The 15,609-nt window shown below is 64.6% G+C and carries 14 protein-coding genes; 3 read left to right on the plus strand and 11 right to left on the minus strand.

Annotated features, from left to right (window positions below):
- Positions 1 to 174: 174 nt before the first annotated feature.
- Positions 175 to 1,752: a glutamine-hydrolyzing GMP synthase gene (gene guaA, locus FJ471_RS26330; protein ID WP_140807647.1), complete on the minus strand. Its 1,578-nt coding sequence runs from the start codon at positions 1,750 to 1,752 to the stop codon at positions 175 to 177.
- A gap of 56 nt (positions 1,753 to 1,808) precedes the next feature.
- A complete protein-coding gene (locus FJ471_RS26335; protein WP_246684838.1) occupies positions 1,809 to 2,279 on the minus strand; it encodes a MarR family winged helix-turn-helix transcriptional regulator in 471 nt (156 codons plus the stop codon).
- Between the two features lie 118 nt (positions 2,280 to 2,397).
- Here FJ471_RS26335 and FJ471_RS26340 point away from each other — a divergent pair, with 118 nt between their 5' ends.
- On the plus strand, positions 2,398 to 2,715 hold the full coding sequence (locus tag FJ471_RS26340) for a hypothetical protein (protein WP_140807649.1): 318 nt from the start codon (positions 2,398 to 2,400) through the stop codon (positions 2,713 to 2,715).
- 12 nt (positions 2,716 to 2,727) lie between these two features.
- On the opposite strand, the gene FJ471_RS26345 is transcribed toward FJ471_RS26340, so the two are convergent.
- The 3 genes from FJ471_RS26345 to FJ471_RS26355 all read right to left on the minus strand — a co-directional run bounded on the left by FJ471_RS26345 (position 2,728) and on the right by FJ471_RS26355 (position 5,214).
- Positions 2,728 to 3,363 carry a 5'-methylthioadenosine/S-adenosylhomocysteine nucleosidase gene (locus FJ471_RS26345; protein ID WP_140807650.1) on the minus strand — a complete coding sequence of 212 codons (636 nt, stop codon included), beginning with the start codon at positions 3,361 to 3,363 and terminating at the stop codon, positions 2,728 to 2,730.
- 4 nt (positions 3,364 to 3,367) lie between these two features.
- Positions 3,368 to 3,829 carry a PaaI family thioesterase gene (locus FJ471_RS26350; protein ID WP_140807651.1) on the minus strand — a complete coding sequence of 154 codons (462 nt, stop codon included), beginning with the start codon at positions 3,827 to 3,829 and terminating at the stop codon, positions 3,368 to 3,370.
- Positions 3,830 to 3,924: 95 nt separating this feature from the next.
- A complete protein-coding gene (locus FJ471_RS26355; RefSeq protein ID WP_140807652.1) occupies positions 3,925 to 5,214 on the minus strand; it encodes an RsmB/NOP family class I SAM-dependent RNA methyltransferase in 1,290 nt (429 codons plus the stop codon).
- 334 nt (positions 5,215 to 5,548) lie between these two features.
- Between FJ471_RS26355 and FJ471_RS26360 the strand changes: the two genes are divergently transcribed.
- Positions 5,549 to 6,226 carry an MIP family channel protein gene (locus FJ471_RS26360; protein WP_140643940.1) on the plus strand — a complete coding sequence of 226 codons (678 nt, stop codon included), beginning with the start codon at positions 5,549 to 5,551 and terminating at the stop codon, positions 6,224 to 6,226.
- 68 nt (positions 6,227 to 6,294) lie between these two features.
- Here the strand turns inward: FJ471_RS26360 and katG are convergent, their stop codons facing one another.
- Positions 6,295 to 8,505 carry a catalase/peroxidase HPI gene (gene katG / locus FJ471_RS26365; RefSeq protein WP_140807653.1) on the minus strand — a complete coding sequence of 737 codons (2,211 nt, stop codon included), beginning with the start codon at positions 8,503 to 8,505 and terminating at the stop codon, positions 6,295 to 6,297.
- A gap of 173 nt (positions 8,506 to 8,678) precedes the next feature.
- Here katG and FJ471_RS26370 point away from each other — a divergent pair, with 173 nt between their 5' ends.
- Complete coding sequence (locus tag FJ471_RS26370; protein WP_140807654.1) at positions 8,679 to 9,587, plus strand: hydrogen peroxide-inducible genes activator; 909 nt, start codon at positions 8,679 to 8,681, stop codon at positions 9,585 to 9,587.
- 48 nt (positions 9,588 to 9,635) lie between these two features.
- Here FJ471_RS26370 and FJ471_RS26375 read toward each other — a convergent pair whose 3' ends face one another.
- The 5 genes from FJ471_RS26375 to FJ471_RS26395 all read right to left on the minus strand — a co-directional run bounded on the left by FJ471_RS26375 (position 9,636) and on the right by FJ471_RS26395 (position 15,368).
- Positions 9,636 to 10,739, minus strand: coding sequence for a calcium:proton antiporter (locus tag FJ471_RS26375; protein ID WP_140807655.1), 1,104 nt, complete (start codon positions 10,737 to 10,739; stop codon positions 9,636 to 9,638).
- 207 nt (positions 10,740 to 10,946) lie between these two features.
- Entirely contained in the window at positions 10,947 to 11,570 is a 624-nt protein-coding gene (locus tag FJ471_RS26380) for a poly-gamma-glutamate hydrolase family protein (protein ID WP_140807656.1), read from the minus strand.
- A gap of 10 nt (positions 11,571 to 11,580) precedes the next feature.
- Complete coding sequence (locus FJ471_RS26385; RefSeq protein WP_140807657.1) at positions 11,581 to 13,347, minus strand: AMP-binding protein; 1,767 nt, start codon at positions 13,345 to 13,347, stop codon at positions 11,581 to 11,583.
- Positions 13,348 to 13,554: 207 nt separating this feature from the next.
- On the minus strand, positions 13,555 to 14,253 hold the full coding sequence (hisG, locus tag FJ471_RS26390; protein WP_140807658.1) for an ATP phosphoribosyltransferase: 699 nt from the start codon (positions 14,251 to 14,253) through the stop codon (positions 13,555 to 13,557).
- A complete protein-coding gene (locus FJ471_RS26395) occupies positions 14,250 to 15,368 on the minus strand; it encodes an ATP phosphoribosyltransferase regulatory subunit (protein WP_140807659.1) in 1,119 nt (372 codons plus the stop codon). The genes hisG and FJ471_RS26395 overlap by 4 nt, the downstream gene beginning before the upstream one ends.
- Between the last annotated feature and the right edge of the window lie 241 nt (positions 15,369 to 15,609).

The following is a 15,609-nucleotide window of genomic DNA, read 5'->3' on the forward strand; positions in this document are numbered from 1 at the left end:
ACGGTACTTTGGAAAATCCGAGCGAGCAATACGCGGAAGGGCCGTCAAGCGGTCCGCCACCGCGAATCTCTGCGCACCGATTGTCGCCGATTGACGCCGAACGGATTTATTTTTGTTTTCAGTACGTTACATCGCATGTTAGAGTATTTCCGGCGGCGTTGGAGTGGGTTTGAATCATTCCCACTCGATCGTGCCGGGCGGCTTCGACGTCACGTCGTAGACGACGCGGTTGATGCCCTTGACCTCGTTGATGATGCGGGTGGCGGCCGCGCCCAGGAAGTTCATGTCGTAGTGGTAGAAATCGGCCGTCATGCCGTCGACCGAGGTCACGGCGCGCAGCGCGCAGACGAATTCATAGGTGCGGCCGTCGCCCATCACGCCCACCGTCTGCACCGGCAGCAGCACCGCGAAGGCCTGCCAGATGGCGTCGTAGAGGCCGGCCTTGCGGATCTCGTCGAGGTAGATGGCGTCGGCCTCGCGCAGGATTTCCAGCTTCTCGCGGGTGATGCCGCCCGGGCAGCGGATGGCAAGGCCCGGGCCTGGGAAGGGATGGCGGCCGATGAAGCTTTCGGGCAGGCCGAGCTCCTTGCCGAGCGCCCTCACCTCGTCCTTGAACAGTTCGCGCAGCGGCTCGACCAGCTTCATGTTCATGCGCTCGGGCAGGCCGCCGACATTGTGGTGCGACTTGATCGTCACCGACGGGCCGCCGGAGAAGGAGACGCTTTCGATGACGTCGGGATAGAGCGTGCCCTGCGCCAGGAAATCGGCGCCGCCGAGCTTCTTCGCCTCATCCTCGAACACTTCGATGAACAGGCGGCCGATGGTCTTACGCTTCTTCTCGGGATCGGCCTCGCCTTCCAGCGCCGAGATGAAGCGATCGGAGGCGTCGACCAGGATCAACGGCAGATTGTAGTGCTGGCGGAACATCTCCACCACGCCTTTGGCCTCGTCCTTGCGCATCAGGCCATGGTCGACGAGGATGCAGGTCAGCTGGTCGCCTATCGCTTCATGGATCAGCAGCGCTGCGACGGAGGAGTCCACGCCGCCCGAGAGCGCGCAGATGACCTTGCCCTTGCCCACCTGTTTGCGGATCGTTTCGACGGCGTGCTCGCGGTAGGCGCGCATCGTCCAGTCGCCCTCGATGCCGGCGATGTTGTGGACGAAGTTTCTCAAGAGCCTGGCGCCGTCCGGCGTATGCACCACTTCCGGATGGAACATGATGCCGTACATCTTGCGCTCGATATCGCCGAAGATGGCGAAGGGCGAACTTTCCGACTTGCCGAGCACCTTGAAGCCCGGCGGCAGTTCGATGACGCGGTCGCCATGGCTCATCCACACCTGGTGGCGCTGGCCGGGCGCCCACAGTCCTTCGAACAGCGGGCTCTCCTTCTCGATCTCGACGAAGGCGCGGCCGAACTCGCGATGGTTGGAGCTTTCGGCGACGCCGCCCATCTGCACGCAGAGCGCCATCTGGCCGTAGCAGATGCCGAGCACCGGCACGCCGGCGTCGAAGACGATCTGCGGCGCGCGCGGGCTGCCTATGTCGGTGGTCGAGGCCGGGCCGCCCGACAGGATCACCGCTTTGGGGTTGATGCGCTTGAAGGCGGCTTCGGCCGATTGGAACGGCACGATCTCGGAAAAGACGCCGCTCTCGCGGATGCGGCGGGCGATGAGCTGCGTGAACTGGCTGCCGAAATCGATGATCAGGACAGTGTCGGGCAGAACGGCGCTGGGATGATTGGCTGTCGTCATGGCGAGCCTTTAGAGAAAGAAACGAGTCGGCGCAATGGGTCGCGAGGTCGCGCCGCTCACTTCGATTCCGAGGTTTCGTCTCGAGGACGGGCCGCCGTTTCCGGCTCGTCGCCCTGCCCTGCGTCGAGTGCGCGCAAGGCGTCCATAAGCGCCGCGAACCGCCGTTCGCCGATACGGACGATGTAACCGCGCTCGATCTCAAGCTTGATGCGGTCGCCGTCGCGCAAGGCATCCAGACCCTTTGACGTATAGCGCACGAGCTTGCCGCGCCCGTCCCGCGGGTCGGGAAGCCGCTCGATCACGCCTTCCTCCTCCAGTCCGTCGAGCAATTGCTGAACCGCCTGCTTGGAGGTGGCCGCGCGCTCGATCAATGCCGACTGACGCGTGCCGTTGCGGGGGATGTGGCCGAGCAGCCCGGCGCGCGCCTCGCTGAACCAGGCGTGGCCGGCTGCCCGCATGGCGGCGGCAAATTCCGCCTGCCAGGCACGGCTCGCCTGCCACAGCCGCCAACCGACGTGATCGGGCAACGCGACGGATTTTTCGTCAAGCTTATTGACCATTTAATCCAAGCTCCATATAGTCAAGATACTTGACTACACCCATGCCGTCGAGGCTCTTTCGAAACGCGAACCATGGACAGGGACAATGACGATACTGAACAGGGACACGCTGGCCATTATCATGGTCGGAACCACGCATGTCATCGACATGGGCGGCAAGAACGCCTTCATCCACTATGAAGCTGACGATCGGGCGCACATGCTCTTGCCGGACGGCACACGCTTTCACGGGACCTGGACGCTGCTGGAAGCCGGCTACAAGGTCGAATGGAAGGATGGCCCGACCGGCGCGTGGAAACTCGATCACACACCGGGAGCAATCGACTACATCGACGCGACAGGCGCCTCTCGTGGGCGCATTTCGCGCATCGATTTCGGCGATCCGCAGCGCCTGGCTGCTTGATCCGATCGGCGGTCAGCCACCAAGCAGGCCGCCGGCGATCGCCTGCTCCAGCGAGCCGATAGCCGCGGCGAGCTTCTCGTCGATGACGTGCAGATATTCGGTCCAGTCGTTGACGTGCCTGAGATCGGCCGCGCCGTCGGAAATGCCGCGGAGCCCGATCAGCGGCACGCCGAACAGTTGGCAGGCGCGCAAGCAGGCGAAGGTCTCCATGTCGACCATGTCGGCATCGATGGCGTCATAGGCGGTGCCGGAAATGATCGCGCCACCGGTCGAGAGCGCAGCCGTCTTGATGCCCGGGATGACGAAAGGCAGCGGCACCGTCACCGGCAGGTCGAGGAACGGCGTCGCGCCCTTCTCGAAGCCGAGCGGCGAAGCATCCATGTCGCGATAGCTCACCGACACGGCCTGGTAGATCTCGGCCTGTTCCAGCTTGCGGCTGCCGGCCGATCCCAGCGAAACAATGAGGTCTGGAAGCGCCCCCTCGGCCTTCAACGCCGCAAGCTCGGCGCCCAGCCTGACACCCGCTTCGACCGGACCGACGCCGGTCATCAGCGGCGTGAACAGGTTTTTCAAGTGCGGGCCGTATTCAGCCTCGACCGCCATGACGAAGAGGACGGACTTGCCTGCGATCCGAACCGCATTGTTCATCGGATCACCCCTCGATCCCATCGCGGCCGACCACCGTCATCATGGTGCCGGTCATGGTGGCGATCAGCTTCGCCTCGCCATCGGCGGCGAAGGCGTAGGCCTGCCCGTCGGCGACGATGATGGTGCGGCCGGGCTTGGTCACCGAGCCGCGGAACAGGAAGCGCTCGCCCCGGCCCGGCGCGAGCAGGTTGACCTTGAACTCGATGGTCAGCACGCTGGAATTCTGCGGCATCAGCGAAAAGGCGGCATAGCCGCAGGCGGAGTCCAACGCGGTCGAGATGACGCCGGCATGCAGGAAGCCGTGCTGCTGGGTGAGAGAGGCGGAATAAGGCATCTCGATCTCGATGATGCCGGGCGTCACCAAAGTCAGTTCTGCGCCGATGGTGGCCATGGCTTTTTGCCGGGCAAAAGAGGTCCTGACGCGTTCCTCGAAGTCGGGAGCGGGTACGATCTTGGCTGCTGCCATGGCACTTCGCCTCATATTTGCTGGCGAAGCTTATTGCAGAGCCCGGCAAGACAGGCAATCTTTTATGTTGCAGCGCAGCAAAAGACCGACTGTCCTCAAGCGACCCTGCGCAAGGCATGAAAGTAGAAACCGTCGGTGCCGCTCAGCGCCGGGGACAGCGAGATGCCGCCGCCCTCGCCGACACGTACAGCCGCCTGATGGTCGGGGAATCGGCCATCCCAGAGCTGGCGATGGTCGACCGGCGCAAAGCCTTGATGGCGCTCGCGGAAGGCAGCGACCTGTTCGCCGTTCTCGGCGTCGAACACCGAACAGGTGATGTAGACCAGCAAGCCGCCCGGCTTGACGAAGGCCTGCGCGGTATCGAGGATCGCCTGCTGCTCGCCCTTTCGGGCATCGAGCTGCCTTTCGGTCAGCCGCCATTTGGCGTCGGGCCGCCGCCGCCAGGTGCCACTGCCGGTGCAGGGCGCGTCGATCAGCACGATATCCATGTGATTGGTGAGCGGCGCGAGCTCCGCGGGCTTGCTGACGACCTGGACGTTGCGGTTGTGCGAGCGGCGGATGCGCTCGAAGATCGGCGCCAGCCGCACCTTTTCCGCGTCATGGGCGAAGAGCTGGCCGCGATTGTCCATCTCGGCCGACAGCGCCAGCGTCTTGCCGCCGGCGCCGGCGCAATAGTCGAGCACCTGCATGCCGGGCTCGGCACCGGCAAGGGCGGCGGCAAGCTGCGAGCCCTCGTCCTGCACCTCGAACCAGCCTTTCTGGAAGGCGGGCTCCGCCTGCACGTTCGGGTGCCTGCCGTCGCCGTCGATCGGCGGGATGCGGATACCGTGCGGCGCGATCGCTGCAGGCGCGGCACCCGTGCCCTGGAGTTCGGCCAGCACCTTGGCGCGATCCGCCTGGAGCGTGTTGACCCTGAGATCCAGCGGCGGACGCTGGGCGAGCGCCGCGCCTTCCTTGACCCAGGCGCCGCCATAGGCTTGCTCGAGCAAGGGCGCGCACCAGTCCGGGACATCCGCCCGCACAGCATCGGGGGCCTCGCCAAGCCGGCGCTCGGCCGCCGCCTTCAACTCGCCCGCGCTGAGCAGTGGCGGCGCGAATTTGTCACCGTCCAGCGCATCGTTCAGCGACTGCGCCGTCTGGCCCCATTCCAACAGAAGCGCGCCGAAGCCGATGGCGCGCGGGGTTTCCTCGCCGAACAGCCAGCCGGCCGAGCGTTTGCGGCGCAGCGCGTCATAGACGATGTTGCCGATCGCCGCGCGATCGCCGCCGCCGGCAAAGCGATGCGACAGACCCCAATCGCGCAAGGCGTCGGCCACCGGCCGGTGACGCCGGCCGATGTCTTCCAGAACTTCTATGGCCGCTGCCAGCCTTCCGCCCAATCGCATCCCGTTTTCCGTCTACACCACAAAATCGGCTCCAGCCCGCTCTTAAAGCGTTTCAGGCCTGGATTGAAAGAGTTCTGTTCGCGCTGGCTGTGAAACCACGTTTTCAAAACCGGGCGATTTCGCCGAACGGTTTTTCCATCGCGAGCGACGCAGCCAGAAAATAGGAACAATCGACCAGAATATGAAAGGTCTCTAATGTCTTTGACTGGCATGCACAAGCAAGCCTGCCGGCTTAACCTCTCGGCTTTCCAAGTGTTGTCCGCCGGAATACTCTTCCGGCAGTGATTCGCGGCGCGCAAAAGCGTGGTCTGGCGGATCCTATGAGGAGAGGGCAATGAAGACTTATCTGGCGGAAGTTCTCGGCACGTTTTTGTTGGTGTTCATCGGCACGGCCTCCGTGGTCACGGGCGGTTTCGGCGGCGCGCTGCCGCTCGGACAGGAAGGCATCGGCCTGGCGTTCGGCATCGGCCTGATCGCCGCGGCCTATGCGATCGGCCCGATCTCGGGCGCGCATCTCAACCCGGCGGTGACGCTCGGCGTGTTCCTGGCGGGGCGGATGCCCGCCAAGGATGTCGTCCCCTACTGGATCGCACAGGTCATCGGCGCCATCATCGCCTCGCTGGCGCTGTGGATCATTGTATCCGGCCAGGCCGGGGGTCATACCGGGGGCTTCGGCGCCAATGGCTGGGACGAAACGAAATGGGGCATGAGCTCGGCCTTCCTGTGGGAGCTGATCGGCACCTTCACCTTCGTCACCGTGATTCTCGGCGTCACCAACGCCAAGCACACCACTGCCTTTGCCGGCCTGGTCATCGGCCTCACACTGGCGGGCATCCACTTCGCCATGATCCCGGTGACCGGAACCTCGGTCAATCCGGCGCGCTCGATCGGCCCGGCGCTGTTTTCAGGGGGTGCCGCGCTCAGCCAGCTCTGGCTGTTCATCGTCGCGCCGCTGATCGGCGGAGCGATTGCCGGTGTCGTCGCCAAGGCCGGTATCTTCGAAAAAGACTGACCGCAGTTCGGCAAAAAGTAAAAAGGCGCGGGCATGACCCGCGCCTTTTCATTTGGGAGGATACGACCTTACTTTGCGATGTCGAAGCGGTCGGCGTTCATCACCTTCGTCCATGCCTTGACGAAGTCCTTGACGAACTTCGCCTTGGCATCGCCTGAACCATAAACCTCGGAGAGCGCGCGCAATTGCGCGTGCGAGCCGAAGATCAGGTCGGCGCGGGTGCCGGTCCATTTCACCTGCTTGGTCTTGCGGTCGCGCGCCTCGTAGACTTCTTGCGAGCCGGGCTCGGAGCCGGCCGCCGGATCCCAGATGGCCGCCATCGAGAGCAGGTTGACGAAGAAGTCGTTGGTGAGCTGGCCCGGCCTGTCGGTGAAGACGCCGTGCTTCGAGCCGCCGGCATTGGCGCCGAGCACGCGCAGGCCGCCGACCAGCACGGCCAGTTCCGGCGCGGTCAGCGTCAGCAGCTGGGCCCGGTCGACCAGCATCGCTTCGACCGACATCGGCAACCTGCCGCGGGCATAGTTGCGGAAGCCGTCGACTTTCGGTTCCAGCGCAGCGAAGGAATCGACATCCGTCTGCTCCTGCGAGGCATCCATGCGGCCAGGCGTGAAGGGCACCTTGACCTCATTGCCGCCGTCCTTCGCCGCCTTCTCCACCGCGGCGGCGCCGCCAAGCACGATGAGGTCGGCGAGCGAGACCTTCTTGCCGCCGGCCTGGGCCGCGTTGAACTCCTTCTGGATCGCTTCCAGCTTGCCGAGCACCTTGGCGAGCTGGGCCGGCTGGTTGACCTCCCAATCCTTCTGGGGGCTGAGCCGGATACGGCCGCCATTGGCGCCGCCGCGCTTGTCCGAGCCGCGGAAGGTCGAGGCCGAAGCCCAGGCGGTCGACACCAGCTCCGAGACCGAGAGGCCGGAGGCGAGTATCTTCGCCTTGAGCGAAGCGATGTCGGCCTCGCTCACCAGCTCATGGTCGATGGCCGGGATCGGATCCTGCCAGATCAGCTCTTCCTTCGGCACGAGCGGGCCGAGATAGCGGACAGCCGGGCCCATGTCGCGGTGGGTGAGCTTGAACCAGGCGCGGGCGAAGGCGTCCGCGAACTCACCCGGATGCTGGTGGAAGCGGCGCGAGATTTTCTCGTAGGCCGGATCGAAACGCAGCGCGAGGTCGGTGGTGAGCATGGCCGGCGCGTGGCGCTTCGAAGAGTTGTGCGCGTCCGGAACCGTGCCGGCGCCGGCGCCGGCCTTCGGCGTCCACTGATGCGCGCCTGCCGGGCTCTTCGTCAGCTCCCATTCGTAATTGAACAGGTTGTCGAAGAAATTGTTGCTCCATTTGGTCGGCGTCGTCGTCCAGGTCACTTCAAGACCCGAGGTGATGGCGTCGCCGGCGATGCCGGACGCATATTTGCTCGACCAGCCGAGGCCCTGCGCCTCGATACCGGCGCCTTCCGGCTCGGCGCCCACCAGCGAGGCATCGCCGGCGCCGTGCGTCTTGCCGAAAGTGTGGCCGCCGGCGATCAGCGCCACAGTCTCCTCGTCATTCATCGCCATGCGGGCGAAGGTCTCGCGGATGTCGCGCGCGGCGGCGATCGGGTCCGGCTTGCCGTTCGGGCCTTCCGGGTTGACGTAGATGAGGCCCATCTGCACAGCGCCGAGGTGACCGCTCAGCTCGCGATCGCCCGAATAGCGCTCATCGCCAAGCCACTTGCTTTCGGAGCCCCAATCCACGTCCTGCTCCGGCTCCCACACATCGGCGCGGCCGCCGGCGAAGCCGAAGGTCTTGAAGCCCATCGATTCCAGCGCGACGTTGCCGGTGAGGATCAGAAGGTCGGCCCAGGAAATCCTGCGGCCGTATTTCTGCTTGACCGGCCACAACAGCCGGCGCGCCTTGTCTAGATTGGCATTGTCCGGCCAGCTGTTCAGCGGTGCGAAGCGCTGCTGACCGGCACCGGCGCCGCCGCGGCCGTCGCCGATGCGATAGGTGCCGGCGCTGTGCCAGGCCATGCGGATGAAGAGCGGCCCGTAGTGGCCGAAGTCGGCCGGCCACCAATCCTGCGAATCCGTCATCACCTTGTGCAGGTCCTTGACCACCGCATCGAGGTCGAGACTGGCGAACTCCTTGGCGTAGTCGAAATCTTCGCCCATCGGGTCCGACAGGTTCGACTGCTGATGCAGGACCGCAAGGTCGAGCTGGTTCGGCCACCAGTCACGGTTGGTCCGTCCGGCGGATCCATGCGCCACCGGGCATTTGCCAGCGCTGTTGTCGTCGGTTTTGGCGTCCATCTTAGTCTCCGATTCTGCCGAGGTTTTTTGCCGAGGTTGAATTTTGCCGAGGTTGATTTTCCCGAATTTCTCGGGGGCGGCCGCTGGCCGCGCCAACCTGGAATGATCCAGACTAGGCTGCCCAGCCGATAAAGACAAATTGCCTTTCCTGTTTCATTTGATAGGATTTTCTTATGATTGGCCTCACAGTCCGGCAGATGCAATATTTCGACGCGCTGGCGCAGACGCTGCATTTCGGCCGCGCCGCGAAGCTCGCCGGCGTCAGCCAGCCGGCCCTATCCGCGCAGATCGCCGAGATGGAAGAGCGGCTGAACTGCCTGTTGTTCGAGCGCGGCGGCAAGACGGTGCGCATGACCGACGAGGCGCTTACCCTGCAGCCGCGTATCGAGCGCATTCTGGCCGACATACGTGACGTCGAGACGACTGCCCGGCGCGGCCGCCCGACCATGGAGGGGCGCTTCCGGCTGGGTATCATCCCGACCGTCGCGCCCTACCTCCTGCCGCATGTGCTGCCGGAACTGAAAAAGCACTACCCTTCCCTCCAGCTCGAGCTGCGCGAGGCGGTGACCGCGTCCCTGGTCGAGGACGCGACGTCAGGCCGGCTCGACGCCTTCATCGCTGCCTTGCCGCTCGACCAGCCGGCGATCGTCACCGAAGGGCTTTTTCCCGACCGCTTCTTCCTCGCCGTTCCCGCCGGCGATCCGGCCTTCGCCTCGCCGCCGGTCCCGCCGGAAAGCCCGGCGCTGGAGCGGCTGATGCTGCTGGAGGAAGGCCATTGCCTGCGCGAGCAAGCCCTGGCCGTCTGCGGCAATGTGCGGCCGGTAGCGATGGCAAGCTATGGCGCGACCAGCCTCACCACGCTTTTGCAGATGGTGGCGCATGGGCTGGGTGTGACACTGGTTCCGGAAATGGCGGCAAGTGCCGCCGGCGTCATGCCGGACCTGCGGATCGTCCCGTTCCAGGAGCCGATGCCGCAGCGCATGATCTGCATGGCCTGGCGGAAGAACAAGGTGCGGCAGGACGAGTGCGTGGAACTGGCGCGGATCATACGCGGGCTGGATCGGGCGGTGCTTGCGGCGTGAAGCGCCTTTCGAGGCGGCTCTGCGCCTGATGGCCGGCCCGCAACAATTTCACGGCACGAAGATCAGAAACACATAGGTAAAAAACACCACGATATGGACCATTCCCGTCAGGAATGTCGTTCTTTCGGTGCTGAAGCTCACGCTGCATATGAAAAGGGCCAGGGCCAAAAGCACGGCATCGGACGCCGGGAGCCCCAGGGTCAACCCCCTGCCCGTTAGCAGGCTGGCGGCCGCGACCGCCGGTATCGTCAAACCGATCGTGGCGCAGGCCGAGCCCATCGCGACATTCAGGCTGCGCTGCAGCTCATTCTTGAACGAGGCGCGGATCGCCGAGATGGCTTCCGGCATCAAAACCAGTGCCGCGATCAACGCCCCCACGATGCTGTCGGCCTGGGTCACCTGGTAGGCGGCGAGCGCATCCTCCACACTTGCGGCGACCTGCTCGGCGAGCAGGACAATTCCGATCAATCCGCTCAGCAGCAACAGGGCGCTGACGGAAGTGCTTTCGGAGGAACCGGTTCGCATCGGAACGTCGTGCGCCTGTCCCTGGACGAAGTCCTCCCGGTGCCGGACGGTCTGGGCGAACACGAAGCTGGCATAGAGCAGCACCGAAAGGACGCTTACGAAACCAAGCTGAGCCGCCGAAAAAGTGCCGGGATCCGTAGCCCGGGTGTAGGTCGGAAGGATAAGCGTCATCACGGTCAGCGCGATCAGAACCGACAGATAGGCGCTGGTGCCTTGCCGGACGATAGCCTGCTTGCGATAGCGCCAGCCGCCAAGCGTGAGACAGATCCCGACAACGCCGGTGGAGGTGATCATCACCGTCGAGAAGACGGACTCGCGCGCCAGCGTCGGGTTGTTTTCTCCATGCAGCATCATGGAGACGATGATCGACACTTCGATCGCCGTCACCGCGAAAGTCAGCACCAAGGTTCCGTAGGGCTCCCCCACGCGCCGGGCGAGCGCCTCGGCATGGTCGAGCACCACGAAAATGGTGACGAACATGATGACGCTCGACAGCGCTCCAACGAGTATCCTGGCGTTCAGCGCCCCTTCGTCAACGGAAAGGCCGCTGGCCCTGACCGCGAGCGCCATCGCCAGCGCGGCCAACGGCATCGTGTAGGAAGTGACCGACCGCCCGTAACCAGTCATCCAAGCCCCCTAGAGCGTTTCACCGTTTCACGGAAACGGCGAACCGCTCTATCTCTTCGTTTTTACGCAATTCCGGATGGAAAACCGCTCACACTTTTCCTGGAATTGCTCTAACGCCACGCGTTTTCGCGAACTTAGCGGAAAAGCGCGTGGGGAGCACCTCTCATTGGACATCCTTGGGGCATCGTTGCCCGCCAAGCGCATCATTCAAAACACGGTTGAGAACCGGGTGCCATTTCTGGCGTCGAATACCTCGATGGCCTCGCGAACCGCCCCACAGAATCTTTCCAGAAGTTCCGGCTCGTTCCCCAGTCGACGGCGCAGCGAGAAGGGCACTTCCAACTGTGCTCCTTTCCCCGTCACGCCTCGGTTGACGATGTTCGAATCCTGGATACCTGGAAACGGATGGTCATCCTTCTTCGTCTGGAAGCCGGTTTCCCGCAGACGCCAGTCTATCTCTGAAACCAGCGCGGCGTCCTTGCCGCCCAGATAGACTGTCGAGGGATCGTCCCGATCCTGACGGCCATGGATCGTGACGACGGTGGACTTCGTCCGCAGCAGTTCCAGCGCGGTCGCCTCGTCGAAGTTCCTGGACGTTATGTGCAGCTCCCGGTTGCTTTCCGGCATCAGCCCTTCAAAGCAATACATATCGAGATCGCCCCCTGCTATCGTCTCGGTGATCAGGGAGGTGCGCGGCTCGATCTTGCCGCCATGCGGGGCCATGACGATCGCATTGCCGGTTCGCGCTCCACGCCGGACGACTATGCGATAATCTATGTTTTCGATTTTGGCGGCTTTCAGCGCCGCGAAATTTGGAAACTCATTGTCCATAAATGCCGTTTCAAGCCGTCTTCTGCGCCACCAATCCCAATTCCTCCACCATCGCCTCGCGCATCAGGAATTTCTGCGGCTTGCCGGTCACCGTCATCGGCAGCTCGGTGCGGAAGCGGATATAGCGCGGCACCTTGTAATGCGCGATCTGGCCAGCGCAGAAGGCCTTGATCTCCTCGGCGGTGGCGATCTGGCCGGGCTTCAGCACGATCCAGGCGCAGAGCTCCTCGCCATATTTGTCGTCCGGAATGCCGAAGACCTGCACTTCCTTGATCTTGGGATGGCGGTAGAGGAATTCCTCGACCTCGCGCGGATAGACGTTCTCGCCGCCGCGGATGACCATGTCCTTCACTCGGCCGACGATGTTGCAATAGCCCTCGACGTCGATCGTGGCGAGATCGCCGGTGTGCATCCAGCCGTCGGCGTCGATCGCCTCGCGGGTCTTGTCGGCGTCGTCCCAATAGCCCTTCATCACCGAATAGCCGCGCGTGCAGAGCTCGCCAGGCTCGCCGACCGCGACGGTAGCGCCGTCGGCGCCAACCGCCTTGACCTCGACATGCGGGTGGATGCGGCCGACGGTGGAGACGCGCTTTTCCAGCGGATCGTCGATGCTGCTCTGAAAGGAGACGGGACTGGTCTCCGTCATGCCATAGGCGATGGTCACCTGCGACATGTGCATGAGCGACACCACCTTCTTCATCACCTCGATCGGGCATGGCGAGCCGGCCATGATGCCGGTGCGCAGGCTGGAGAGGTCGAAGCTGGAAAAATCCGCATGGTCGAGCATGGCGACGAACATGGTCGGCACGCCATAGAGCCCGGTGCAGCGCTCCTGCGCGACCGCTTTCAGCGTCGCGCCGGCATCGAAGCCTTCGCCCGGGAAAACCATGGTCGCGCCCTTGGAGACGCAGCCCATCGTGCCCATCGACATGCCGAAGCAGTGGTAGAGCGGCACCGGGATGCAGAGCCGGTCGTCAGCGGTGAGCCTGATCGCCGACGTGACGAAATTGCCGTTGTTGACGATGTTGGAATGCGTCAGCGTCGCGCCCTTCGGCGCGCCGGTCGTGCCTGAAGTGAACTGGATGTTGATGGCTTCGCCCGGCTTCAGGCCTTCGGAGATGCGGTCGAGGCTGTCATGCTCGTCGCGGCCGGCCATGGCGAGCACGTCGCCGAAATTGAACATGCCGGGCGAGTTGTCGTCGCCCATACGGATGACGATCTTCAGCGAAGGCAGCTTTTTTGCCTTGAGCTTGCCGGGCTCCGCCTTGGCGATCTCCGGCGCCAACGTCTCGATCATGCCGAGATAGTCGGAGGTCTTGAATTGGGCGGCGGTGACCAGCGCCTTGCAGCCCACTTTGTTCAGCGCGTATTCCAGCTCGGTCAGCCGGTAGGCCGGGTTGATGTTGACGAGGATCAGGCCGGTGCGCGCGGTGGCGAACTGCGTCACCAGCCACTCCCAGCGGTTCGGCGACCAGATGCCGACGCGGTCGCCTTTTTCGAGCCCAAGCGCCAGGAAACCGGCGGCCAAGGCGTCGACCGCGTCCGACAGCTCGCTCCAGGTGAAGCGCTTGTCCTGACCGACGAAGACGGCGGCGTCGAGCGTGGCGTATCTGCTCACCGTGTCGGAAAACAGTTCAGGAATGGTCTTGTCGAGCAGGGGCACCGAGCGGTCGCCCGATACATGCGCCTTGCCGCCCAACGGAGCGATGAAGCTGCCGCTGGCGCCGCGCCGGCGCAGATTGGTGGCGTTCATGAGCTCGTCGAGTTTGATCGCCATCGCCGTCTCCTCCCGGGATGGACTGAGCCTATCAGCCTGCAAAGGCGGTGGAAACCCGCCGAAGGTACTGCCCCTCACCCAGCCTCCGCTTCGCTCGGCTGACCTCTCCCCGGTGGGGAGAGGAGATTGTCGGCGTCGGCGCCAACCTCTTCTCCCCACCGGGGAGAAGGTGGCCGCGCAGCGGTCGGATGAGGGGCAGCGCCGACGCTACCCCGTAATTGCTGACATCTTCGCGGCAATGTCGCGCAACTGCGCCTCATCGGCGGCATCTCGAGACTTTTTCGACGCTACCAGACAGGCCTGCGACTTCAGGATCATACCGTCGCCCAGCACCTTGAGGTGGTTGGCGCGCAGCGTCGAGCCGGTGGTGGTGATGTCGACGATGACATCCGCCAGGCCGGCAGCCGGGGCGCCTTCGGTGGCGCCGAGGCTTTCGACGATGCGGTAGACCTGGATGCCATGCTTGAGCGAGAAGAACTGCTGCGTCAGCCGCCAGTATTTGGTGGCGATCCTGAGCCGGCGACCGTGGCGCTGGCGGAAATCGGCGGCGACGTCGTCAAGATCGGTCATATTGTCGACATCGAGCCAGATGTCGGGCACGGCGACCACGACATCGGCGTGGCCGAAGCCGAGGCGGGCGACGATCTCGGCGCGCGCTTCCCAATCGGCGAGGTTCTCGCGCAAAAGGTCCTCGCCGGTGATGCCGAGATCGACCGCGCCCTGGCCGATCTCGCCGGCGATCTCGGACGCGGACAGAAAGGCCACCTCGACATTGTCGAGACCGCCGATACGGGCACGGTATTTGCGGTCGTCTTCAGGCAAGGTAACGGCCAGGCCGGCTTTGGCCAGCACGTCGAGGGACTGTTCCTTGAGACGGCCCTTGGACGGGATCGCCAGCGTGATCATTGCGCGGCCTCCCGCAGGGCTTCGATGCGGTCGAGCCAGACCGAGAAGCCGACGCCTGGGATCGGCTTCTTCGCGCCAAGCAGCGTCAGCAGCCGATCGTAACGGCCGCCGCCGACCAGCGGGCGGTCGCCGTCGCCGGCGGCAATCTCGAAGACGAGGCCGGTGTAGTAATCGAGCGGGCGGCCGAAGGCGGCGTCGTAGCGGATCTGCGCCGAGGACAGGCCGTGCGCCTCGATCGCCTTGGCGCGGGCGGCGAAGTTCTCCAGCGCCGGTCCCAGCGACAGGCCGGCATCGGCGGCGAATTTTTCCAGCGCCGCGGTTGCGCTGTCGAGCGCGACGTCGATCTCGAGAAAACCCTTGAGCGCCGAAAAGGCGTCATCGGACAGCCGCACGCTGCGCAGTTGCGCTTTCTCGATCAGCCGCCGCGCAATGTCGGCCGGAGCACGGCCGGACGATGCCGACAGCCCCGCCTCCTCCATGCCTTCGGCAATATGCGCGGCAAGGCCTTCCGCATCGCCGTCGAGCGCCAGCAAGGCGACGGGGCCGGAGAGCTGGCTGTTGCGCGGCGGGTTGGCGAGGTCGGCAAGGGCTGCCTCCAGCATCGGCGCCGAGCCGAAGGCGCGCGCGAGCCGCATGCGCCAGCCGCGCGGCAGACCAAGGGCTGCCAGCACGGCCTCGAACAGGGTCTGGTCGCCGAGCGTGACGGCAAGCGCCTTGCCGGGCAGCACCAGCGACAGCAGCGCATGCGCGTCGGCCAGCGAGCGGGCGTCGGCGGCGGCCGTGTCGCGGTCGCCCAGATCCTCGATGCCGGCCTGGAGGAACTCGTTGCCGCCGTCGCGGCGCTGGCGGAACACCTCGCCCAGATAAGAATAGCGGCGCGGCGTGCCGGCCTGGCTGGCGATGTGGTCGAGGCAGACCGGAATGGTGAATTCGGGCCGCAGGCACAGCGCCTTGCCGGTCTCGCTTTCGGTCAGGAAGATGCGGCGGCGCAGATCCTCGCCCGCCATATCGAGGAACGGATCGGCCGGCTGCAGCACGGCGACTTCGACCGCGTGGGTGTCGCGGGTGGCGAAGAGTTTGACGATGCCGGCGGCGATGGGGGGGCGGGTGGTCATTGATAGATTGGGCGCGAGGCACCCCCCTCTGGCCTGCCGGCCATCTCCCCCGCAAGGGGGAAGATCAGCAGCTTTGGGCTCGGCGCCCATTCTCCAACGCTGGAGATTGGCGAAAGAATGCGCGACATCCAATCTCCCCCCTTGCGGGGGAGATGGCCGGCAGGCCAGAGAGGGGGGCTCAAGAGACCCATTTCTCGCGATCGGATGCCTTCGCCGAGAGAATATGCTGCACATCGGAAAC

It is taken from the genome of Mesorhizobium sp. B2-7-1 (assembly GCF_006440735.1).
Taxonomy (GTDB): Bacteria; Pseudomonadota; Alphaproteobacteria; order Rhizobiales; family Rhizobiaceae; genus Mesorhizobium.